Source organism: Eikenella exigua (genome assembly GCF_008805035.1).
Classification (GTDB): domain Bacteria; phylum Pseudomonadota; class Gammaproteobacteria; order Burkholderiales; family Neisseriaceae; genus Eikenella; species Eikenella exigua.
Genome location: NZ_CP038018.1, coordinates 1227537 through 1250068, shown reverse-complemented (window position 1 = coordinate 1250068; position 22532 = coordinate 1227537). Strand labels below are relative to the sequence as shown.

19 protein-coding genes and 1 tRNA gene are annotated in these 22532 nt (G+C 56.7%); 7 read left to right on the top strand and 13 right to left on the bottom strand.

The features are described 5' to 3' along the window. Positions 1 to 9 precede the first annotated feature (9 nt). A tRNA-Thr gene (locus EZJ17_RS06425) sits at positions 10 to 85 on the bottom strand. A 591-nt stretch (positions 86 to 676) separates the two neighbouring features. After that, complete coding sequence (locus tag EZJ17_RS06415) at positions 677 to 925, bottom strand: hypothetical protein (RefSeq protein WP_067438239.1); 249 nt, start codon at positions 923 to 925, stop codon at positions 677 to 679. Between the two features lie 111 nt (positions 926 to 1036). On the opposite strand from EZJ17_RS06415, the gene EZJ17_RS06410 reads away from it, so the two are divergent. The 3 genes from EZJ17_RS06410 to aceE all read left to right on the top strand — a co-directional run bounded on the left by EZJ17_RS06410 (position 1037) and on the right by aceE (position 5182). Then, positions 1037 to 1636, top strand: a complete 600-nt coding sequence (locus EZJ17_RS06410) for a Smr/MutS family protein (protein ID WP_067438242.1) — start codon at positions 1037 to 1039, stop codon at positions 1634 to 1636. Positions 1637 to 1946: 310 nt separating this feature from the next. Next, positions 1947 to 2420, top strand: coding sequence for an SH3 domain-containing protein (locus EZJ17_RS06405; protein ID WP_151086316.1), 474 nt, complete (start codon positions 1947 to 1949; stop codon positions 2418 to 2420). 77 nt (positions 2421 to 2497) lie between these two features. Continuing rightward, positions 2498 to 5182 (top strand): pyruvate dehydrogenase (acetyl-transferring), homodimeric type, encoded by a 2685-nt coding sequence (gene aceE, locus EZJ17_RS06400; protein ID WP_067438245.1) that lies wholly within the window; start codon positions 2498 to 2500, stop codon positions 5180 to 5182. A gap of 79 nt (positions 5183 to 5261) precedes the next feature. Here aceE and EZJ17_RS10625 read toward each other — a convergent pair whose 3' ends face one another. Continuing rightward, positions 5262 to 5564 carry a hypothetical protein gene (locus EZJ17_RS10625; RefSeq protein WP_231868010.1) on the bottom strand — a complete coding sequence of 101 codons (303 nt, stop codon included), beginning with the start codon at positions 5562 to 5564 and terminating at the stop codon, positions 5262 to 5264. Here EZJ17_RS10625 and EZJ17_RS10620 point away from each other — a divergent pair. Both EZJ17_RS10620 and aceF read left to right on the top strand, forming a co-directional pair. Next, positions 5557 to 5871 carry a hypothetical protein gene (locus EZJ17_RS10620; RefSeq protein WP_231868011.1) on the top strand — a complete coding sequence of 105 codons (315 nt, stop codon included), beginning with the start codon at positions 5557 to 5559 and terminating at the stop codon, positions 5869 to 5871. The genes EZJ17_RS10625 and EZJ17_RS10620 overlap by 8 nt on opposite strands. Before the next feature lie 57 nt (positions 5872 to 5928). Further along, positions 5929 to 7554, top strand: a complete 1626-nt coding sequence (aceF, locus tag EZJ17_RS06390; RefSeq protein ID WP_067438248.1) for a dihydrolipoyllysine-residue acetyltransferase — start codon at positions 5929 to 5931, stop codon at positions 7552 to 7554. A 313-nt stretch (positions 7555 to 7867) separates the two neighbouring features. Here aceF and EZJ17_RS06385 read toward each other — a convergent pair whose 3' ends face one another. The 5 genes from EZJ17_RS06385 to EZJ17_RS10615 all read right to left on the bottom strand — a co-directional run bounded on the left by EZJ17_RS06385 (position 7868) and on the right by EZJ17_RS10615 (position 13714). Then, on the bottom strand, positions 7868 to 8209 hold the full coding sequence (locus EZJ17_RS06385; RefSeq protein ID WP_067438251.1) for a YbaB/EbfC family nucleoid-associated protein: 342 nt from the start codon (positions 8207 to 8209) through the stop codon (positions 7868 to 7870). 53 nt (positions 8210 to 8262) lie between these two features. Continuing rightward, a complete protein-coding gene (dnaX, locus tag EZJ17_RS06380) occupies positions 8263 to 10527 on the bottom strand; it encodes a DNA polymerase III subunit gamma/tau (protein WP_067444998.1) in 2265 nt (754 codons plus the stop codon). 173 nt (positions 10528 to 10700) lie between these two features. Next, positions 10701 to 10973, bottom strand: coding sequence for a putative hemolysin (locus EZJ17_RS06375; protein ID WP_067438256.1), 273 nt, complete (start codon positions 10971 to 10973; stop codon positions 10701 to 10703). 250 nt (positions 10974 to 11223) lie between these two features. Next, positions 11224 to 13209, bottom strand: a complete 1986-nt coding sequence (locus EZJ17_RS06370) for a transglutaminase TgpA family protein (RefSeq protein ID WP_067444996.1) — start codon at positions 13207 to 13209, stop codon at positions 11224 to 11226. A 208-nt stretch (positions 13210 to 13417) separates the two neighbouring features. Continuing rightward, positions 13418 to 13714 carry a hypothetical protein gene (locus EZJ17_RS10615; protein ID WP_231868012.1) on the bottom strand — a complete coding sequence of 99 codons (297 nt, stop codon included), beginning with the start codon at positions 13712 to 13714 and terminating at the stop codon, positions 13418 to 13420. Positions 13715 to 14424: 710 nt separating this feature from the next. On the opposite strand from EZJ17_RS10615, the gene EZJ17_RS06360 reads away from it, so the two are divergent. Next, a complete protein-coding gene (locus EZJ17_RS06360) occupies positions 14425 to 14877 on the top strand; it encodes a hypothetical protein (protein WP_231868013.1) in 453 nt (150 codons plus the stop codon). Between the two features lie 67 nt (positions 14878 to 14944). After that, positions 14945 to 15334: a hypothetical protein gene (locus tag EZJ17_RS06355; protein WP_064083976.1), complete on the top strand. Its 390-nt coding sequence runs from the start codon at positions 14945 to 14947 to the stop codon at positions 15332 to 15334. A gap of 253 nt (positions 15335 to 15587) precedes the next feature. On the opposite strand, the gene EZJ17_RS06350 is transcribed toward EZJ17_RS06355, so the two are convergent. The 5 genes from EZJ17_RS06350 to parC all read right to left on the bottom strand — a co-directional run bounded on the left by EZJ17_RS06350 (position 15588) and on the right by parC (position 22458). Next, a complete protein-coding gene (locus EZJ17_RS06350) occupies positions 15588 to 16331 on the bottom strand; it encodes a class I SAM-dependent methyltransferase (protein WP_067444993.1) in 744 nt (247 codons plus the stop codon). 33 nt (positions 16332 to 16364) lie between these two features. Continuing rightward, the gene (locus tag EZJ17_RS06345) at positions 16365 to 16718 is read right to left on the bottom strand and encodes a hypothetical protein (RefSeq protein ID WP_151086313.1); all 354 of its coding nucleotides are present in this window, start codon (positions 16716 to 16718) and stop codon (positions 16365 to 16367) included. Between the two features lie 220 nt (positions 16719 to 16938). Further along, the gene (locus EZJ17_RS06340) at positions 16939 to 18549 is read right to left on the bottom strand and encodes a sigma-54-dependent transcriptional regulator (protein ID WP_067438268.1); all 1611 of its coding nucleotides are present in this window, start codon (positions 18547 to 18549) and stop codon (positions 16939 to 16941) included. Further along, on the bottom strand, positions 18542 to 20149 hold the full coding sequence (locus tag EZJ17_RS06335) for a sensor histidine kinase (RefSeq protein ID WP_067438271.1): 1608 nt from the start codon (positions 20147 to 20149) through the stop codon (positions 18542 to 18544). Before EZJ17_RS06335 ends, EZJ17_RS06340 begins: the two co-directional genes overlap by 8 nt. Continuing rightward, positions 20146 to 22458, bottom strand: a complete 2313-nt coding sequence (gene parC, locus EZJ17_RS06330; protein WP_151086310.1) for a DNA topoisomerase IV subunit A — start codon at positions 22456 to 22458, stop codon at positions 20146 to 20148. Before parC ends, EZJ17_RS06335 begins: the two co-directional genes overlap by 4 nt. Between the last annotated feature and the right edge of the window lie 74 nt (positions 22459 to 22532).

Genomic DNA, 22532 nt, shown 5'->3' with positions numbered 1-22532 from the left:
TTAGAAGTGTGGTGCCGGCGGCAGGAATCGAACTCGCGACCCCCTGATTACAAGTCAGGTGCTCTACCAACTGAGCTACACCGGCAAGGAACGCTGCATTATGCCGATGTTGTGTATATTTGGCAAGTAGGCGCTGCAAAAAACAGTGGAACGTGGTTTTGCGGTAACTTGGTGAGAATGGGTAAGAATAGAATGGTGTAGCATATATTCTCAGGTAGCCTGTTGCGGGAACCAGGCTACCTGAAATATGTTTGTGGTGGTTTAAGCTTAACCAGTGAGTTGTTTGGTAATCAGTTTTTTCACCGGTGGCAGGTGGTTGCTCAGGCGCAGTACAGTATTACGCAGGAATTTGGCGGGTAAAGAAGCCGGCGGGTGTGTACATTGATCAAGAGGTAGGCGTGGATGCTGCCGGCTGGTGTTATGTTGCCGAGCTTGTGTCGGCAGCGATGAGCAGGCAGGCGGATACGGTATCGCCGTTGTCGAGCAGGATGCTCACGTTTTCTTCGCTATCTACGGCTTCCTGCACTTTATGGCTGGTGAGAAAGTGGACATTTTTTGCCGGCTGGCAGTTTGGTAGGCGGTGCGGCGGATGTCGTGAGTTGGATATGAGGAGGCTGAGCTGGCCTTTGCCGTTGGTGTGTGTGGGAAGTTGATGGTGCGGGGGAGCTGTCCTTGATCACTTTGGGGCTTTGAGCGGGTAGATACCTTCGGCGGGAATGTGCTGCCACAGGCTGAGTTTCCCCATGATGCCGTGCGAGGGGTGGGTGAGGGCGATTTTGCAGCTATCATGGGGCGGGTTAGCCAAGGGTTCCTGGCTGCTTTGTTTGATAAGCAGGATGTTCAGGCTGCCGTATGCGGCTGCGGTGGCGAAGCTGAGGCTGGCTGGGCCGATGCCGATAATGACGATATCGCAAGTGTGCTGCATGGTAAAGCCCCTCTTGGGGTGGTGGGAAAATCGTGTGGCTGTATCCGATTATGCCGCTTCAGTTATAAAATAGTCAGTTGAAAAGATGAAACTAGATATGGAGCCGAAATAATGGATAAACAGGATACGCAAAAGCTGCTGCAGCAATTGGGTAAGGAGGCGAAGCGGCGGCAGGAGGAAGTGGTGGCGCAAACGAGGCAGCAGCGGCAGGAAGATCTGGATTTTGCGGCGGCAGTGGGCAAGGTTACGCCGCTGAAAAACAGTAATCGGGTGGCTGCACCGAAAGACAATAAACCTTTGAAACGGCGGTTTGATGAGGCGGAGTGGGATGATGATGAGTATTTTTATGTGAGCGCCGACAGCGAACACGAGCCGCCGCGTTCGTTTTGCAAAAACGGCCGTGGGCAGGACGACATCCGCCGCTTGGTGGCCGGTCATTGGCCGTGCGTGGGGCGCTTGGATTTGCACGGCTGCACGCGCGAGGAAGCGCAGCGGGAGTTGAGCGAGTTTCTTGAGGAAGTGTTGCGACGCGGGGTGTGCGCGGAAATCGTGCACGGTAGCGGGCTGGGTTCGCACGGCTTTGTGCCGGTGTTGAAAAGCTTGGTGCGCCGCTGGCTGATGGCGCATCCGGAAGTGCTGGCTTATGTCGAGCCACATGGTGCGAACGATGGGGCTGTGCGCATTTTGTTGCGTAAACGGCGCGCAGGGTAGGCGGTTCTGTTTTGTTGTTTTATGTATATGCCATCCTAGCCTGTTTTCGGATGATTTTTTAGGCAGTGAGGTGCCGGAAAGGGGCTTGTGTCTTGAAGAATAAAGGCTTTAAAAGCCTGAAAAAAACGTTGCCAATCAGGCGCAAGACTGTTAATATTCCATGGAAATGCAGAGTGTTGCAGCATTGTTGGTGTGGCAGAAATCTTTAGGAAACAGCGGTTTCCTAATTTTTCTGTTTAAGTGCGTGCTTTGTAAGGGTTTTATGTAGATGATTAAGATACTATGTTTGTAGGAAAGGATTTTGATTGAGATGAAGAAATTATTAATAATGATATTTTTTTTAGCAATTTCAAGTTTGGGATTTTCTAGAGAATTTGCAATGCATGGTGGAGTTTTAGATGGGGCTAATCTTAGGGAAAAACCTAATACTAATTCAAGGATATTGGCAAAATTAGATATCTTTGACGGCGGTAGAATAATAAGAAAAGAAGGAAGCTGGTATTATATTGAATATAAAACAGAATCAGGGAAAACTGTCTATGGATATGTCCATGAAAGTCAAGGTAATGTAATAGATTCTTATGTAGTTTCAGCAAGAGATGGCTATGCAAATGTAAGAGCAGGAGCTTCTTCTGAATCAAGAATTATGGGAAAGGTATATAATGGAGAAACAGTACATTCCTATGGGGAAGAGGGAGATGGATGGCTACATATTACATGGGATGGATCTGCGGAAATACCAGTGGCGTATATTCATAAAAGCCAAGTAAGAAAAATAGAATAATATGGTAGATTTTTACTGTGTTGCCAAACGAAAAAGCGAAGCTCATTGATTAACCCAAGTAAAGAGGATAAGGATTTATGTCTGCCGAAAAACATGATATCGACCCGATTGAAACCCAGGAGTGGTTGGATGCGCTCAGTTCCGTGCTAGAAAACGAAGGCTCGGAGCGGGCGCATTTTCTGTTGGAAAACTTGGTGCGCTACACCCGCCGCCGCGGCGTGCACCTGCCGTTTAGCGCCACTACTGCGTATCTGAACACCATCCCGGTCGGCAAGGAGCAGAAATCGCCCGGCAATCAAGAGCTGGAACATCGCATCCGCGCCGCCATCCGCTGGAACGCCGCCGCCATGGTGCTGCGTGCCGGCAAAAAAGATTTGGAATTGGGCGGCCACATTGCTTCCTTCCAGTCTTCCGCTACTTTGTATGACGTGGGCTTCAACCACTTCTGGCGTGCCAAAGACGAAGCTGCCGGTGAAGAAGGTGATTTGATTTATGTTCAAGGCCACTCTGCTCCCGGCATTTATTCCCGCGCCTTTGTGGAAGGCCGCCTGAGCGAAGATCAGCTGAACAACTTTCGCCAAGAAGTGGGTGGCAACGGTCTGCCGTCTTATCCGCACCCGCACCTTATGCCTGATTTCTGGCAGTTCCCCACTGTATCCATGGGTTTGGGCCCGTTGATGGCGATTTACCAGGCACGCTTCCTGAAATACTTGGAGTCTCGTGGCCTGGCCAAAACCAAAGGCCGCAAAGTATGGTGCTTCTGCGGCGACGGCGAGATGGACGAGCCGGAAAGCCAAGGCGCTATCGCTTTGGCCGCCCGCGAAGGCTTGGACAACCTGATTTTCGTTATTAACTGCAACCTGCAGCGTTTGGATGGCCCGGTGCGCGGCAACGGCAAAATCATCCAAGAACTGGAAGGCAACTTCCACGGCGCAGGCTGGAATGTGTTGAAAGTGATTTGGGGTCGCCGTTGGGACGGCCTCTTGGCACGCGACACTAACCACGCCCTGAAACAGCGCATGGAAGAATGCCTGGACGGCGACTACCAAACCTTCAAGTCCAAAGACGGTGCATACGTTCGCGAACACTTCTTCAACACGCCCGAATTGAAAGCCCTTGTGGCCGATATGTCTGACGACGAAATCTGGGCCTTGAACCGTGGCGGTCACGACCCGTACAAAGTTTACGCTGCTTACCATGAAGCCGTGAACAACGCCGGCGGCCGCCCCACTGTGATTTTGGCCAAAACCATCAAAGGCTACGGCATGGGTGCATCTGGCGAAGGCCAAAACGTTGCCCACCAAGCCAAGAAAATGGACGTGAAGTCGCTCAAACAATTCCGCGACCGCTTCGGTATTCAGGTAACCGACGAGCAAATCGACAGTGGCGACTTGCCCTACTTCCGCTTTGCTGAAGACAGCCCGGAAATGCAATATCTGCGCGAACGTCGCAACGCCTTGGGCGGTTACTTGCCGGTACGTAATCCGAACAACGAAGCCCTGCCGATTCCGGCTCTGGAAACATTCGATGCCCAGCTGCAATCCAGTGGTGATCGCGAATTCTCCACCACCATGGCTTTCGTACGTATCTTGGCTGCCTTGCTGAAAGACAAGCAAATCGGTCGCCGCATCGTGCCGATTGTGCCTGATGAAAGCCGCACCTTCGGTATGGAAGGCATGTTCCGCCAATACGGCATTTGGAATCCGAAAGGCCAGCAATACACGCCGCAAGATAAAGACCAACTGATGTTCTATAAAGAATCCGTTGACGGTCAAATCCTGCAAGAAGGCATTAACGAACCCGGCGCGATGGCCGACTGGATTGCTGCTTCCACCAGCTATGCCAACAACCGCTACGCCATGATTCCGTTCTACATCTACTACTCCATGTTCGGTTTCCAACGCATCGGCGATTTGGCTTGGGCTGCCGGCGATATGCACGCCCGCGGCTTCCTCTTGGGCGGCACCGCAGGCCGTACCACCCTCAACGGCGAAGGCCTGCAACACGAAGACGGTCATAGCCAACTGCAAGCCGACCTGATTCCGAACTGCATCAGCTACGACCCGACCTTCCAATACGAAGTGGCCGTAATCGTACACAACGGCCTGCAACGCATGTACGTGGATAACGAAGACGTATTCTTCTACATCACCCTGATGAACGAAAACTACGCCCACCCCGCCATGCCGCAACGCAAAGGCATCGAGCAGGAAATCCTCAAAGGTATGTATCTGTTCCGCGAAGGCGACAAAGGCGACAAACGCGTTCAGCTGATGGGATCCGGCACCATCCTGCAGGAAGTGATTCATGCTGCCGATTTGCTGAAAAACGATTTCGGTGTGGAAGCCGACATCTGGTCTTGCCCCTCATTCAACCTGCTGCACCGCGAAGCCATCGAAACCGATCGTTGGAACCGCCTGCATCCGGCTGCCGAGCAGAAACTGCCTTTCGTGAGCCAGCAGCTGCAAGGCCATGCCGGCCCGGTTGTAGCCGCTACCGACTACATCCGCAGCTTTGCCGACCGCATCCGCGCCTACATCCCCAAAGAAAACGGCGACTATGTGGTGCTCGGTACCGATGGTTTCGGCCGCTCCGACAGCCGCGCCAACCTGCGCAGCTTCTTCGAAGTAGACCGTTACCATGTGGCTGTAGCTGCGCTGGACGCTTTGGCCAAACAGGGCAAAGTGGGCAAAGACGTGGTGCAGAAAGCCATTGAGAAATACGGAGTTCAAACCGAAGTTGCCCCCAGCTGGAAACGCTAATCCCGGCCTGAAGTTTTCAGGTAGCCTTGCCCCGCGGTAGAGGCTACCTGAAAAACAGAAAAGGAAGAATATGAACCCCTTATTCGTTGCATGCTCCGTCAGTCTTACTGACTGCTTGCGCTTCTAATACGCCGGTGGCGCAGGAGAAAAACACCGCGGTTACTAACAGCAGTACCCAAGTTACACGTGCCCCTATATGTCCAAAACAGGAAGCCACCGTCATGGTGAGCGGCATCAACTGCGAAGATGAAAATTGATCCGCTGCGGCCACAAAGTGAATGTGGGCGGCAGCTTGGGCGATGCGTTTGGCTCGTTTGCCGGTACGGTCAAAAGCCGCAGTTTGGGCATAGCCGAAACCGTACACAGCAAAAATATTGGTCAATCCAACGGTATTTTATCGCGGGCGATTTTTCCGCGAATTTGCCGTGCCGGCCGGCACGGCTGTGAACGTACAGGCCGCCTATCTCGACTTGCAGAATGTGATGGAAGGCGCTACCGAAACCGTCATTCAAACCGAAGGCTCGTGCAACACCCGCATGGCTTCATTCGTGCCCCAGGCCGGGCACGATTACGAAGTGATCGGCCTGTCCGGGCGGCGCTGTGCCGTGGCCGTGTATGAAGTCGGCACCCAAGGTGAACTGAAGCCGGTGGAATTGCAAGACGCGGTAAGCTGCCGAAGAAGGCGTTAAGTTAACGGTGTCTGAATCTGTTCAGACCATATCCAACCGAATACCAAAGGAACTCTTATGAGTATTGTAGAAATCAAGGTCCCCGATATCGGCGGACACGAAAATGTAGATATTATTGCCGTGGAAATCAAAGCCGGCGACACCATCGCGCTGGACGACACCCTGATTACCCTGGAAACCGACAAAGCCACCATGGATGTGCCGGCCGATGCCGCCGGCGTGGTGAAAGAAGTGAAGGTGAAAGTGGGCGATAAAGTGTCTGAAGGTGATGTGATTGTGCTGGTGGAAGCCGCCGGTGCAGGCGCCGCTGCCGCTCCGGCTGCCGCACCCAAAGCCGAAGCCGCTCCCGCACCTGCTGCGCCCGCCGCTGCCCCGGCTGCTGCCGCCAATGTTCAGGTAGCCGTACCCGATATCGGCGGCCACACCGATGTGGACGTGATTGCTGTGGAAGTGAAAGTGGGCGACACCGTGGCCGTGGACGACACCCTGATTACTCTGGAAACCGACAAAGCCACGATGGACGTGCCCAGCACCGCTGCCGGTACGGTTACCGCCGTACACATCAAAGTGGGCGACAAAGTGTCTGAAGGCAGCATCATCATCGACGTGGCCGCCGCCGGCGCACCTGCCGCTGCTGCGCCCGCCGCTGCCGAAGTGCCCAAAGCCGCTCCCGCGCCTGCTGCCGCCCCGGCTCCTGCTCCCGCTGCACCTGCCGCTCCGGCCACTGCCGCCTATGGCAGCGCACCTGTAAACGAAGCCGGTTTCGCCAAAGCCCACGCCGGCCCCTCCGCCCGCAAATTGGCGCGCGAACTGGGCGTGGATTTGAGCCTGGTGAAAGGCAGCGGCAACAAAGGCCGCATCACCAAAGACGACATCAAAGCCTTCGTTAAAGCCGCCATGCAGGGCGGTGCAGGCAAACCTGCAGCTGCCGGTGCTTCTTTGGGCGGCGGCTTGGATTTGCTGCCGTGGCCGAAAGTGGATTTCGCCAAATTCGGCGAAGTCGAAGTGAAAGAGCTCAGCCGCATCAAGAAGATTTCCGGCCAAAACCTGTCGCGCAACTGGGTAATGATTCCGCACGTTACCGTACACGACGAAGCCGACATGACCGAGCTGGAAAGCTTCCGCAAACAGCTCAACAAAGAGTGGGAGCGCGAAGGCGTGAAACTCTCGCCCCTGGCCTTCATCATCAAAGCCAGCGTGGCCGCGCTCAAAGCCTTCCCCGAGTTCAACTCCTCGCTCGACGGCGACAACCTGGTATTGAAAAAATACTTCCACATCGGCTTTGCCGCCGACACCCCCAACGGCTTGGTAGTGCCCGTGATTAAAGATGTGGACAAAAAAGGCCTCAAAGAAATCAGCATCGAGCTGGGCGAATTGAGCAAAAAAGCCCGCGAAGGCAAGCTCAAACCGCAGGAAATGCAGGGCGCTTGCTTCACCATTTCCAGCCTAGGCGGTATTGGTGGCACCGGCTTCACCCCGATTGTGAATGCCCCCGAAGTAGCCATCTTGGGCGTGTGCAAATCACAGATGAAACCGGTGTGGAACGGCTCCGATTTCGAAGCCCGCCTAATGTGCCCGCTCTCCCTGTCGTTCGACCACCGTGTGATCGACGGCGCCGCCGGCATGCGCTTCACTGTATTCTTGGCCAACTTGCTCAAAGACTTCCGCCGTATTTCCCTGTAAGCGTTTGGGCATGATTAAAAGGCTACCTGAAAGTTGTCAGGTAGCCTTTTTGTTGTTCTCGTGGATTAGAAATAAGGATGGGATACGGCGGCGAGCCGCAGGCCATACATACGGCCAAGCTAGCCATTCTTAATTTTAATTCGTATATGGTGAAAGCCGAGGTTAGGGTGGTATTGTTGTAGTAAAGTGCTGTTTGGCTGTCTTTCTTAATTTTCAGGTAGCCCCAAGGTGATATGAGGCTACCTGAAAACCGATGTAAGCCAAACAAACCGGCTGCCTGATGCGTTCTGGCAGCCGGTGTTTTATGCGCGGATTACTTGAAGAAGTTGTCCATGCCGGGGGGTAGGCCGAGGCCTTGGGTGAATTGCGACATATGCTGTTGGGCGGCGGCTTCCACTTTGCGGGTAGCATCGTTGAAGGCGGCGGCAATCAGGTCTTCCAGCATTTCTTTGTCGGAAGCGGCATCGGCGGCGAGGCTGTCGTCGATGTGCACGCGTTTAACGGCGTGGTGGCAGCTGAGGGTGATTTTCACCATGCCGCCGCCGGCTTCGCCTTCCACGGTGATGTTGGCCAATTCGGCCTGTGCCTGTTTCATTTTTTCCTGCATTTTTTGTGCCTGTTGCATCAGGTTGCCGAGGCCGGCTTTGCTGAACATGAGTGTGCTCCTATTTAAAGAGTGGGTGGAAATGAAAAAGTACGGGAGCGGCCTTAGGTTTGGCCATTTTCCTGCAATACAAGGCTTTCGGGCAGCCAGCGGGCGCCGAATAGATTGAGGATATCTTGCGCGGCGGGGTCTTGCTCCAGCAGGCTTTGCGCTTGCTCGCGGGCGGCCTGGCGCAGGCGCTGTTGGCGCATGGCGGGGGTTTCGGCGGTTGTGCCGTCGGCCGGCCAATCGGTAGTGCGGATGCTGATGGGATGGCCGTAAGCGGCGGCCAGGTGCTGCTCGATGCGCTGGATGTGTTCGCGGCTGATGCTGACTTGCCCGGCTTCGGCTACGGCAAGGGTGAGCAGGTGTTGCTGCTGGTCGTAGCCGAGGCAGGCGGTGTGCTGGGCGCTCATTTGGGCGGCACCGATTTTGGGCGCGATGGCGGCGACGATGTGCGGCCAGGTATCGGCATCGGGCAGAGGCAGGGCTGTCGTGCCGGAGTGTTCCGGGGCTGCGGCAGCGGCTGATTGGGCTTCGGTTTGCCCGTTTTGGCTGTGTAAAAATCCGCTTTGTTCGGTTTCAGGTAGCCTTTCGCTGCCTAATCCAGTTTCGTTTTGGGATGCGGCATCATGCTGGTGCTGGGGCAGGCTGTCATTTTGGTTTCGGCTATGCGGAAACTCGTTTGCGGGGTTTTGGCTGTGCTTGGTTTCAGCTAGCCTTGGGCTTGGGGGGCTGTCGGGCTGTTGAGTTTCAAAACCAGCGGGCGGCGGGCTGTCGTCCCATGGCGGGCTGCTTTCGAAGGCGGCGGGGACGGCTTCTGCCGGGGTAGGTTGCGGCTCGCTAGGATAGGGGAGGCCGGGTTCGGCTAAACCGGGCGCGGGGTTGCTGGATGCGCTTAGGTTGGGCGAAAGCCCGTGCTGACCATTTGGGCTGCCTGAAATATTTTCAGGTAGCCTTTCGGTATGGCGGGCAGCGGGAGCAGTTTCCTGCGGCAGGGGTTCGTTTGGCGAAAGCCTGCCGTTGTTGTTTGGGCTACCTGAAAAACTGCCGTGTTCATTTTGTTTGTTAGGCTCGTTTTCAGGTAGCCTGGGTTCGGCTTGGGCGGGCGGGGCTTCTGCGGGATGGTTTTCGGCTGGAATGCGGGTCTTATCCGGCTGCGGTGTGGCAGCCGGACGGGGCTTTGGGGTGGGATCGTGCAGTTCGCTGCCGCTGATGTGGCTGCCTTCGGGCAGCTCGGCGGCGGCCAAGGGAGCGAAGGCGAGCAGGCGCAGCAGGGTCATAACGAAGCCGGCGTATTCGTCGGGCGCGAGCGGCAGGTCTTGTTTGCCGTGGATAACGCATTGGTAATACAGCTGGATTTGTTCGTCACCCAGTTGGCTGGCGAGCTGTTGCAAGGTGTCGCACTCGGGATCGTCTGCGGGCACGGCGGTGGGGATGGTTTTGATGAGGGCAAGCTTTTGCAGCAGGAGGGCGAGCTCGCTCAAGGCGCTGTCGAAACCGATGGCGCGGCCGGCCATTTCCTGCGCGGTGGCGAGCAGGGCGGCGCCATCTTGGTTGGCGGCGGCTTGCAGCAGGGAATAAAGGTAGCGTTGGTCGACGGCGCCAATCATTTGGCGCACGTCGGCTTCGGTTACGCTGCCGGAGCCCATAGCGATGGCTTGGTCGAGCAGGCTGAGTGCGTCGCGCATGGAGCCGGCTGCGGCGCGGCCGAGCAGGGCGAGGGCGGGGGCTTCGTAGGGGATTTGTTCGCTGGTCAGAACGTGCGCGAGGTGCTGCGATACCTGCTGGGCGGTCATGTTGCGTAGCACGAATTGCAGGCAGCGGCTGAGTACGGTAACGGGGACTTTGTGCGGGTCGGTGGTGGCCAGGATGAATTTGACGTGTTCGGGCGGCTCTTCCAGCGTTTTGAGCATGGCGTTGAACGCGGATTTGGAGAGCATATGCACTTCGTCGATGATATAGACTTTGTATTTGCCGGCGGTGGGCGCGTATTGGGCGTTTTCCAGCACTTCGCGGATGTTGTCGATACCGGTGTTGGAGGCGGCGTCGATTTCCAGCAGATCCACAAACCGCCCTGCGTCGATATCGCGGCAGCTTTGGCATTGGCCGCACGGCTCGCCTTCGTGCGGGGTTTCGCAGTTGAGGCTTTTGGCAAGGATGCGGGCGATGGTGGTTTTGCCCACGCCCCTCGTGCCGGTGAGCAGGTAGGCGTGGTGTAGGCGGCCTTTGCCCAGGGCGTTTTGCAGGGCTTTGACAACGTGTTCCTGCCCGACTAAATCGGCAAAGGTTTTGGGGCGCCACTTGCGGGCGAGAACTTGGTAGGCCATGTGGGATGCTTTGATGGGGTTGTTCGGGCGCACGGATGCGCGGGGCGCGCATGATGGTGCTAAAGGCGGTATTTTAGCATTATCGCCGCTATTCTTGGGGGCGGGGAAAGGCAAACAGGCAGGCTACCTGAAAACCGGATTTCAGGTAGCCTGCCTGTTTGGCCGAGTGGGGCTTATTTGCCGTTGCCGCCGTTGTTGGCGCGGTAGTATGCCCATTCTTCCACTTCTTTGCCGTCGGGCAGAATGCACACGCCGTATTCGCTGCCGTCTTGGTTTTTGCGGATTTCAGACTTGCCGCCTTGCTGCACGCAGTACACGCTGGCGGGATTAGCCGCGCCCACGGCGGGCATGGAGGAGTCGGCTGGCTCAGAGGCGGAAGCAGGGGTTTGGCTGCCGGCGCAAGCGGCCAGGCTGAGGGCGGCCATCAGGGGCAAGAAACGTTTCATGGGTTATCCTTTCCGGGTGTTGCGAACGAATTTTCAGGTAGCCTTGTCAAGGTTATAGTGAATTGATTTTAAAACAAGACTGCGTTGATCTACCTTGCTGTGCTACCCATGCTATCTGCAGCTTGCCGCCTTGTCCTGATTTAAATTTAATCCACTATGGGTTTGCCTTGATTAAGACTACCTGAAAGATATATAGATAAACGGAAAATTAAACGTTAATCCGAGTTTGTGCAGGTAAAGGCGCGGTGTTTTACAACCTAACCTTGCGTACGGCGCGGCAACATTGGCGATACCAGCGCTTTTGTGCGGCTTTCGGAGGCAGGCCGTCGGCGTAGTTCCAGCGCTCGTATTGCGCTAGCAGGCTTTCTAGCTCGGGACAGAGATGCTCTTGTTCACGCAAGATGTTGGCAGTTTCGGCGGGGCCAAGGGCGGCAGGGTCGATGCCTTCCACATCGAGCAGGCGTTCTTTGATGTGGGCGAAGCCTTCTTCCAGGAGGTTGGCATAACGCCGGCTGCTGCGCCACCACCATAACCACAGCGGAATCACGGCTAAGGTGCCGCCAATCAGCAGGAATACGAGCAGGCTCAATAGGTTGAAGCCGCCCAAGCCCAAGCTGTGGAACAGGTTTTGCTGCGAACTGCTGTCGTAGTTCACCACCCATTGCTGCCAGTAGAACTGGCCTTCGGCGCTGAGTTTGCTCCACCATTGCCAATTGCCGCTGCCGGCCACCAGCTCTTGCTCGCCGCCATCCAGCGCGGAGGAGAGGCCTTGTTCGATACGGTTGCTGCTCACGGCGGCGGTGGGATCGACACGCAGCCAGGCTTCTTCTTCGGGCAGCCACACTTCGGCCCAGGCGTGGGCATCTTTGCCGCGCACCTGCCAGAAGCCGCCGTCGGGGTTGTATTCGCCGCCCTGATAGCCGGTAACCACGCGGGCGGGCACGCCGGCTGCGCGCATGATGGCCACAAAGCTTTCGGCATAGTGTTCGCAGAAGCCGCGACGGTTGTCGAACACGAAGTTGTCGATTCGGTCGGGGCTGCGGTCGAGCGGGGGGTTGAGGGTGTAGGCGAAGGATTGGTTGCGGTAGTAGGCCAGGGTGCGGTTAACGAAATCGGCGGTGTTGGCGGATTGGTTGCGCAGCTGGCGGGCGAACGAGCGGGTGCGCTGGTTACTGTAACCGGGCAGGCGACTCAGCTGGCGTTGGCGCGAGGGGGAAAGTTTTTCAGGTAGCCTGTTGCCGATAGCGGCACGGAGTACGAAACGGCGCAGGCCGTCGTGGCTGCGTACGCGGATAGTGTGGCCTTCGGCAAAACGCATTTTGCTGCGGGCGTTGTCGGTATTGAAGTTGATGATGGGGTAGTCTAGCGCAGGAATGCGGCCTTGCTCGTCGCGCATAATGATGCTGTAGGAAATAATGGTTTGCGTGTAGGCAGTGTCGGCGCGGGTGGGCAGTTCGTCATCATCGGCACGCCATTGCTCGCCATCAAACTGGCTCATGGTGATGGCGCGCCAATAAAGGTCGGATTGGTTGGGGGTGTAGCCCCCATCGAAAGTGGCGTTGAAAGCCAGTTCGTTGCTCTGCACCAAATTGCTGATACTGCCCGGCTGCATGGTGTCGGACAGGCCGGTTTGGGCTTGGCCGGGTTTGAGCGGCTGCGGAATGCGCCATAGAGGCTCGCTCATGCGTGGCACGGCGATAAATAATACGGCGGCCAGCGGCAGGGTGAGTAGCAGGGCGGTAGCGGCGTGGCGGGCGGCCAGACGCAGCGGCATATTCAAGAGGGCAATGCAGGTGGCGGTGCCGAACAGGCCAGCCAACAGCCACAGGCCGATGAACATGCCTTGATTGAGCAGCACGGTGGCGCCCATCAGGAATACCATGGCGGTGAGCAGCATATGCCAATCGCGCAACACGCGGCTTTCATAGGTTTTCAGCAGCACCAGCAGCAGAAGCAGTGCGCTGCCGCCTTCGCTGCCGAGAAACGTGCCTAACTGCGAAAACACGAAGCCGAACACAGCCAGGCCGCCAATGGCGGTGGCCCAAGCGGGCAGGCCACGGCTACCGATAAGCGTGAGCCCGAGCTGTATCAGCCACAGCACGCCGAATACGACAATCACGCTGGCAGGCAGGGCAAAGGCTAGCGGCAGGGTGATCCATAGCAGCAGCAATAGAACGCCCAAACGCGGCAGGCGTTCGGGCGGGCGGTTGATATATTCGGGATTAAAAATAAACATGGCGGTTTGAGTTTGACGACGGCTTTGTTTTTGGCTTCGCAGAAGGCTGGCTTCTGCTGTGCCGAAGCTTCGTTGAAGCTCACATTTTTCAGGTAGCCTGAACGGTTGTTTTGGTTTCTTGAAAACTCGGCTTCCTTCGGGAGCTTTGTTTCAGGTAGCCTTTTTATCAGACGGTGTGTTTTGTTTGTCCGCTGCTGTCCACCTGCGTTCAATCGGCAATGAGGTTGGGCAAGGTGCGGCTTAGTTGCAGCGAATTGCCAATTATACCCAAATCCGCATCGGCAAAGCAGGCGTTTTCCAAAATCAGCCCCCTGTTGGGGCGCGAGGCGTGCAGGCTCATGCGCATCTGCGCCGGGGTGAAGGGCAGGTTGTGCTTGCGGGCGTATTCGGCGGCGCGGCGATTGGCAGTTTGCAGTATCGGAATCAGCGTGATGTCCAAATGAAACACGCGCACGCCCAACACCAAAATGCGGGCGGAAAACCAATCGGCTTCTTCGGTGAACACTTCTGGGCTATGCTGCTCGAAATTGTGCCGCTCGGCAGCAATCAGGCAGACCGGGAGCGGATTTGCGGCAGCAGGGCTTCGCACGGCATGAAATCTTGCTGCTGCGGCGTATCGGCCTGTAAATCGGCGCGGTGCTGGTTGCCGTCCGCAGCCAAATACCAGCGTTGCAGCTCGGTGCGGGGATGGGCGGGGGAAGCTGGAGCTGGCGGAGTTGGCGGGCTAGGGCAGACATTTTGTGTTCCTGTTCGGCTGGGAGGTTCATGGAAGGATTCCGTGGGTGAGCGGCCTTGCCGGGGCAAATAAAAAACCGCTCGGGGTTTCCGGGCGGTAGCTTTTCTTTCGGCTAATGTAGCGCGAATCAGGTGCGCAGTATAAAGATACTGCTCGGTTGGGCGGTACCATAAAAAGGAGGTGAAAGAGAAGTTTTGCGTATTCATGGGGGGTGCCAATGTGGTGGCGTAGGCTGTCAAGTGCCGGGCAGCGACGGGATTGGCGTTTTCAGACAGCCTTTATAAACAGGAGCAGCTGGTTTTTCAACTGTAAAAATAATATTGCAGACAGTATGTTGGAGTAAAGCCGGGTTAAACGGTTTCGAAATTGCTTGCTCCGCTGCTATCATGCATGACTTTGTGGATACCGCGCGGGCATTCCGAATTCTGTTCCAAATCAGCCGGGCTTGATCAGGTTTGGCTGGCTGTAGGAGAAAAAAGTTGAAATATTCAAATTTATTGTGGCTGCTGCCGCTTTTGGCGCTGGCCGGTTGCATTTCGCCGGAAGCAGCGGGCATCCGCCGGCAGCAGTCGAATATCAATTATGATGACGATGTGAAAATCGGTAGTTCGCGCATGGCCTACGGCTTCCGCAGCCAGCCCACACGCGGCAGGCCGGAGGTGGAAGTGCGGAGCGACAAAGCGCCGGGCGAGGCAGCGCAATGCCTGCAAAAACAGCTGCAAACCCGTTTGCGTTTGCCGGAAAACTTTATCCAAGTCCGCAGCTATACCAATTCGGCCTATACTGTGGCACTGCACAACCCCTTCACACATAAAGACGGCGTGGTGATGGATGTGCGGCAACGCGGCGTAAAAAGTTCGGAGATTAAACTGTATGCCAACGGCACCACGCTTTCGCGCGTTTGGCGCAGCATACCGGCAGCGTGCAAGTAGCCGAGTGTTTGCCAAGATATTATAATGACAGCGTTTTAATCCGACTAATCACACAGGCAGACGAAACATGAAAAAATATTTGCTGGCTTTGCTGCTGGCCTTGAGCAGCACCGCTTGGGCGCACCGCTTCCCCATCGACAGCATGGAAGTAGCCGTGCTGAAATCTGCTTCTTTCCCGCAGGTTACGCTCACTACCGACGGCTTTTCCTGGTTGCGCACCCTGACTTTGGGTTGGCTGGACGATGGCGCGAAAACTGTGGATATGGTGCAGGGCGTGCGCATTAAAGACGAGAACAACCGCTTCATTACCCACGGCCAGCTGCAAAACTACACCGGCCGCATCGTGGCTCTGCGCCGCAACGGGGCGGGCAATATCGTGGAAATGTGGATACTGACCCCGCAGGAAAACGAAGCATTCAAAGAACGCGCTGCCTTGCTGCAAAACCAGCAGCGTTAAGGCGGGATGAGAAATGAAACCTCCTGCTGCCCCGAATGGGGTGGCGGGAGGTTTTGGTTTGAATGGAGTTGAGATTTTGCTTTCAGGTAGCCTTTGGGAAAAGGCTACCTGAAAAAGTGAAAGCCATTCTATGAGGCTACCTGAAAACGCTGTACTGGGTTTTCAGGTAGCTTTTTTAAACAGAAGGGCCGGATAGTACGTTTAATCCGATGCAGTTTATGCGCGGCAACATATATCAATCCTACGGCTTGAGTTAAGCACCACTCCCGTTATACACATCAAACCGGGTTGATTTGCCCGTGTATTGGTAATCCGGCTTGCGACCGCACAGGAAATCGCCCAGACGCGGGCGTTTGACCACCACGCGGGCGGTGGCTGTGGCAAGGGCGGCATCGAGCAGGGTGGAGTCGTTTTGCGCGGTGCCAACCAACTCGTGGAAAAACGCCATTTCTTTTTTTACCGCTGCCGATTTGCGCCGTTCGGAGTACATCGGGTCGAGATACACCACCTGCGGGCGGCCGATTTCGGCGGCCAGGCGTGGCATATATTCGGCGGCATCGGCGTGGTGCAGGGTGAGGCGGGAAGCGGTTTCGGCGGTGTTCGGGTGGAGTAGGGCGCGTGCAAGGCCATCGGCCAAGAGGCAATATACGGCGGGATGCCGCTCGAAAATATGCACGTTTAGCCCGAGCCCGGCCAAAACAAAACTGTCGCGGCCGAGCCCGCCGGTGGCATCCCAAACGGTGGGCTGTTTGCTGCGGCCGACAGCTTTGGCCAGCAACTCGCCGCCGCCGTGCAACCGCCTGTGCTGCGCCGCGCCGGTAGTGAAGTCCACCCACACGGCGCCTTTGTCGCCCACGCGGTGTAGTACGATGCCGTACTCTTCGATGGCTAGGTAGAGGCCGGAATCAGGCAGGGTGTCGGAAACAGTCAGTGCGGGATGGCGGGCGTAGTCTGGCAGGGTGTGCTGGGTTGGGGTGATGAGAGGGATGGGGTGCATGGTGGGTTTCAGGTAGTGTTTTCAGGTAGCCTCCTAGGCAGGCTGCCTGAAAATCTGTATTACGTCGACACAATCCAAAAAATCAGATCGAGCCCAAAGGGGATATTTGGTAGCTAAAAATGCTCGCCTAAATTGAGTGGCGGGGTTGCCTTCCAAACTGCGTTGTGCTAGCAGCACACCGGCGAAGCCCAGTAGCCATATCGGCACGGATACGACGAAATACACAACAAAAACTTCTGGGCCGGGCATCAGCCGATCCAGCAGCAGGTAGCCGAACAGCCCAAAATCAAAGCTGAATGAAATAGCTGATGCAAAATAGGGCCGAACGCTTTTTATCCGCCAGCGGCAGAAGAAAGCCATAAATGTGGGCAGCATGGCTATGGGCACAAAAAATATGCCGCTCCAATCGCCATGTGCGGCGCGAACAGGATAATCAGCGGCAGATACAGGGGTAATGCAATCAGCATATTTTTATTTATGCTGGCTGGTACTTTTACACATTAGCATCTCCTTTGGATTTAGGTGCTAGTGGGGTTACAACTTCGCTTTCAGGTAGCCTTTATGGTAGGTAGAGGCTACCTGAAAAGCTGCCGTTTTGTTTCAGTGGCTATTCGATTTCCAAACGCTCCATCCGATAGCGCATGGAACGGAAGCTGATGCCGAGCAGTTTGGCGGCTTGGGTGCGGTTGTAGCGGGTTTTTTGCAGGGCTTGCTCGATAATCAGCCGTTCCACATCGTCGAGATAGTCTTGCACTTGGGTGCGGCCGAGTACAAAACCGGGTAGGTTGTCGAGCTGCCCGCTGCTTTCGGGAGCAGCTGTTTCGGCGCTGCTGCTGTTTTGGCCAACGGCGTCAATGGCGCTGCCCCAGTTGTCATCTTCTTCCAATAGCGGGGAGCTGGAGAGCTGGAGGTCGGCGGCGTCGATGGTGTTGTCGGCAGCGAGGGCGACGGCGCGTTCGAGGATGTTTTCCAGCTCGCGGAAGTTGCCGGGATAGCTGTATTGCAAGAGGGCCTGTTTGGCAGGCTGGGTGAGGGTGTAGTAGCTGCCTTGGCGGTGTTTGCGCAAGAGCTGGGTGATGAGCTGGGGCAGGTCTTCGCGCATTTCGCGCAGGGGCGGCATGGTGAGGGAGACGACGTTGAGGCGGTAGAACAAGTCTTGCCGGAATGCGCCCTTAGTCACGAGGCCGGCAAGATCTTTATGCGTGGCGGAGATGATGCGCACGTTTACTTTCACTTCTTGCGCGTCGCCGATGCGGCGCACGGCTTTTTCCTGGATGGCGCGCAGGAGTTTTACCTGCATATGTAGGGGCAGGTCGGCCACTTCGTCGAGGAAAAGGGTGCCGCCGTGGGCGTGCTGGAAGAAGCCGAGGCGGTCTTGGTCGGCGCCGGTGAAGCTGCCTTTTTTGTAGCCAAAGAATTCGCTTTCCATCAGGTTTTCAGGGATGGCACCGCAGTTTACGGCTACAAAGGGGCGGCTGTGCCGCTCGGAGAGTTCGTGGATGCTGCGTGCGGCCTGTTCCTTACCGGAACCGGATTCGCCGGCAATATACACGGGCACGGTGGTGCGGGCTAGCTTGCGGATCATCTGCCGGGCTTCTTCGATTTGTGGGGAGCGGCCGATGAGGCGGGGGATGTCTTCGGGATTGGCTGCAGGCTGTTTGTCGGCTGTAGGCTGGAGCTTGCGGCTGGCAGCCTTGCTGTCTTGTGATTCTGCTACGGGAGGCTTTTGCTCTGGATGAAACTCACTATCTTCGCTTTCAGGTAGCCCTTCGTCTGCGCTTTCTGCTTTAGCACTGTTGTCTTTTTTGGCCGGTGCGGGGGCAGGGTGGCTGTCTTCTTCGTGGATCTTGATGGCGGATTTCACCAGGGTGCGCAGTTGCGCCAGGGTGATGGGCTTTTGCAGGTAGTCAAAGGCGCCGGTTTTAATGGCTTGCACGGCCTGGTCGGCATTGCCGAAGGCGGTGATTACGGCCACGGGCACGTCGAGCTCTTTTTCGTTAATATATTCCACCACTTCGAGCCCGGAGCCGTCAGGCATGCGCATATCGGTGAGCACGAGGGAGAATTTTTTGCTGTCGAGCCACTTTTTAGCGGCATTGACGCCCTCGGCGGTTTCCACCGACAGGCCCATTTTCATCAGGGTCATTTCCATCAGATCGCGGATGTCTTGTTCGTCGTCCACAACCAATACCGGTTTTTGCAGGCTTTGTTTACTCATTGATATCTTTCGGCATGATTAGTTCGAATCCCTTGACTTCGGGATGATAGTGAAGCTGGCCGGAGTTGGCGTGCGCCAATTCGCGTGCCACATACAGCCCCAGCCCGGTGCCTTCGGAACGGGTGGTGAAAAACGGTTCGAACAGGCGCGGCTGGTTTTCGAGCGAAACGCCAGGGCCGTCGTCCATCACAGTGAGCGATACGGATACGTTGTCGTCGGTGGGCTTAACCAATACGGTAATGGAATCGGCCTGCTTGCTGCCGTGCTGCCAGGCGTTGTTGATGAGGTTCCATATAATCTGCTGCAGGTGCATTTTGTCGAAATACACTTTCAGCGCGCCGCCTTGCATATAAAGGTGCACGGCATGTTTGGCTTCGGGACGGGTGAGCAGGAATTCCTGTTTGAAATCGAGCCAGAATTTCATCAGGTTGATGGTTTGCGCATCGAGGCGGTCGCTCTTATTCAGGCTGCTCACTTCTTCCAGCATTTTATCGATACGCTGGATATTGTTGTCGATGATGCCGCGCAGCTTGGTGGTCATCGGATCTTCGTCTTCCTCGGCCAATAAGCCGTTGGATTGGCGGATGGCGGAGAGCGGGTTGCGGATTTCGTGCGCCAGGTTGGCCGTGAGCTGGCCGAGCGCGGCTAGTTTGGTGGCCATGGCTTCCATGGCGACTTCTTGGTCGGAGCGGATAAACAGCATCAGCAGCGATTCGTCTTCGCGCACCAGCGGGCGGGCACGCACCTGCACGCCTTGCCCGCCCAGCTCGGCATGGGTGATGAAGTTGCGTGTGGGTGTGCGCTGCCAGCGTTTCACCAAAATATCGAACATTTCTTCGTGGCGGTCGACTTTCACATAAGGAAAATAGAGGCCGGCCTGGCGGTTCATCAGCCAGATGCGGCTGCCGGTATCCACCACTACCACGGCCTCGGCCACATGGTTGAGTACCAGTTCGTTCAGGCCTTTGAGGCGGTCGAAGGCGCGGCGGTGTTTGCTCAGGGTGGAGGAGGCGCGGTTGAGGAAAGAGGCGTAAAACGAGGTGAGCAACGCCACCAGATAGCCTACCGCCGAGAGCACGATGGTATGGATAATCGCACTGCTGCCGGCTTGGCTGTTGGCTTCAAACGGCCAATAATGCAGCCAAGTGCCGATAAACAACAGGAGGGCAACGTAGGAGGCATATAGGAGCGGGTAGCGGCCGTGGCTGAGCAGGCAGGATACGCCGATAAAGGGCAGGATGAGGATGCCGAAGCCGGAGGCAATGCCACCGGCCAGGTGCATCAGTATCACCATCATAGTGATGTCGACCACCGCACTGATGTTGGGCAGATTGTTTCTTTGTTGCTGCCAGTTGGGAAACGCCATGCTGAACACGATTAGCCCTCCGTATACTGCTGCCCAAATATAGAAGCGGCTGCTGAAAATGGGCATTGAGGCCAGCCTAGCCATGCCCACATTTGAGCCGTAGGCATTTACCAACACGTGGAAGGTGAGCAGCGAGAGCAAGAGGCTCACGCGGGCGATGTTCATCAGCCAGGGCAGGCGGTCGAGTTGGCTGTCCCATTCGTTGGGGGCATACGGTTTCGGCAGTTGGGTCATGCTTCGCCCTCCTTCGTGCTGCTCAGGCTGATGAGGCTACCTGAAACATTCAGCACCCGGCCTTTGCGGCCGCGTTTGCCTTCAATGTCCTGCACGCGTAAGCGTTCGCGGTGTGCCGCACCGCGTTTGCCGCGGCTGCATACCCAGAAATCGGGGGTGGACACCAAGGCGGTCAGTTGCAGCGAGTCGTTGCCACGCAAAGACATCAGTTGCAGGCCACGCCCTTTGGCCATCACTTTCAATTCGCCAATCGGGAAGGCGAGCAGGTGTTTTCCCGCGCTGGCCAGCACCAATCGGCAATCAGGGTTGATCAGTGCAGACTGGCGTACCGGCTGCGGCATCAGCAGGGTTTCGCCCGCCTCCAGTTTTACCACTTCCTTGCCCGCCTTAACGCGGCCGACCAAATCGCCCAGTTTGACGATGAAGCCATAGCCGCCGCTGCCGGCGAGCAGGTAGTGCTCTTGTGGCTGCCCGGCCAGCATGGTGAGCACCGACGCGTCCGGCTGTAATTCTAAGAGTGAGGCCAGCGGCACACCGTCGCCGCGCCCGCCAGGGATTTCGGCCGGGTCGATGGTATAGCTGCGGCCGAGCGTGTCGAGCACTACCACCGGATCGACAGTACGCGTTTCCAGTGTTTGCTGTAATTCGTCGCCTTCTTTAAACGCGGTGGCCGACAAATCCAGCCCGTGCCCGGCCCGGCTGCGAATCCAGCCCTGGCGCGACAGGATGAGCGTTACCGGCTCGTCGGCCGTGGTGTGGGTAAGCGCGGCGCGTTCGGCTTCGGCCACCAGCGTGCGGCGCGGGTCGCCAAACTGCTTGGCATCGGCCTGCATCTCTTTGATGATGAGCTTTTTCTTCGCGCTTTCGTCGGCCAATAAGTTTTTCAGGTAGCCTTCTTCTTCGCGTAAATCAGCCAATTCCTGCTCCAGTTTGAAACCTTCCAAACGGGCGAGCTGGCGCAGGCGGATTTCCAAAATATCTTCGGCTTGGATTTCGGAGAGGCCGAAGGCGGCCATCAATTCGGGCTTGGGTTCATCGGCTTCGCGGATGACGCGGATAACCTCGTCGATGTGCAAAAAGGCGGTCATGCGCCCGTCGAGGATATGGATGCGTTTGAGCACCTGTTCCAAGCGGTATTGCAGGCGGCGGGTTACGGTGGATACGCGGAAATCGAGCCATTCTTGCAAAATAGTTTTCAGGTTTTTCTGCGCGGGGCGGTTGTCGAGCCCGATCATCACCAAGTTGGCCGGCACATTGCCTTCCAAACCGGTTTGCGCCATTAGGGTGTTGATGAAGTTATCCGGCTCGATTCGGCTGGATTTGGGCTCGAATACGAGGCGCACGGGGTGTTCGCCGTCGCTTTCGTCACGCACTTTGTCGATGAGCTCGAGCATCAGCTTTTTGGTGTTGAGCTGGTCTTGGTTGAGCTGTTTTTTGCCGGATTTGGGCTTAGGGTTGGTTTGCTCTTCGATTTCGGCCAGGATTTTCTGTGCGCTGGTGTTGGGTGGCAGCTCGGTGATGATGAGGCGCCATTGGCCGCGTGTCAGTTTTTCGATTTCGTAGCGGGCGCGCACGCGGATGCTGCCTTTGCCGGTTTCGTAGAGCTGGAGTAGGTCTTTGGCCGGGGTGATGATGTGGCCGCCGCTGGCGAAATCGGGGGCGGGGATGTGCTCCATCAGCTCGGCGGTGGTGAGCGTGGGTTTTTTGAGCAGGGCCACGGCAGCGGCGGTTACTTCGCCCAGGTTGTGCGGCGGGATTTCGGTAGCCATGCCCACGGCGATACCGGAGGCGCCGTTGAGCAGCACCATGGGCAGGCGGGCGGGCAGGGCCACGGGCTCATCAAACGTGCCGTCGTAATTCGGCACAAAGTCTACCGTGCCTTGATGCAACTCGGAAAGTAGCAACTCGGCAATCGGGGTGAGGCGGGCTTCGGTGTAGCGCATGGCAGCCGCGCCGTCGCCGTCGCGCGAGCCGAAGTTGCCGATGCCGTCGATTAAGGGATAGCGCAAGGTGAAGTCTTGCGCCATGCGCACCATGGCGTCATAGGCGGAAGCGTCGCCGTGCGGGTGGTATTTACCCAGGATTTCGCCCACCACGCGCGCGGATTTCACTGGCTTAGAATTGGCGGCCAGCCCCATTTCTTTCATGGCAAACAGGATGCGCCGCTGCACGGGCTTTTGGCCGTCGCCCACGTCGGGCAGGGCGCGGCCTTTCACCACGCTCATAGCGTATTCGAGGTAGGCGCGTTCGGCGTAGGGGGCGAGCAGCAGGATGTCGCTGTTTTCAGCGGATACGGTGTTTTCTGGCATGGTGTGGCTGGTGTTTCGGTTGCTAAACGCCGTAATTGTAAAGCAAGCAAGGGTTTTCAGGTAGCCTGCGGGAG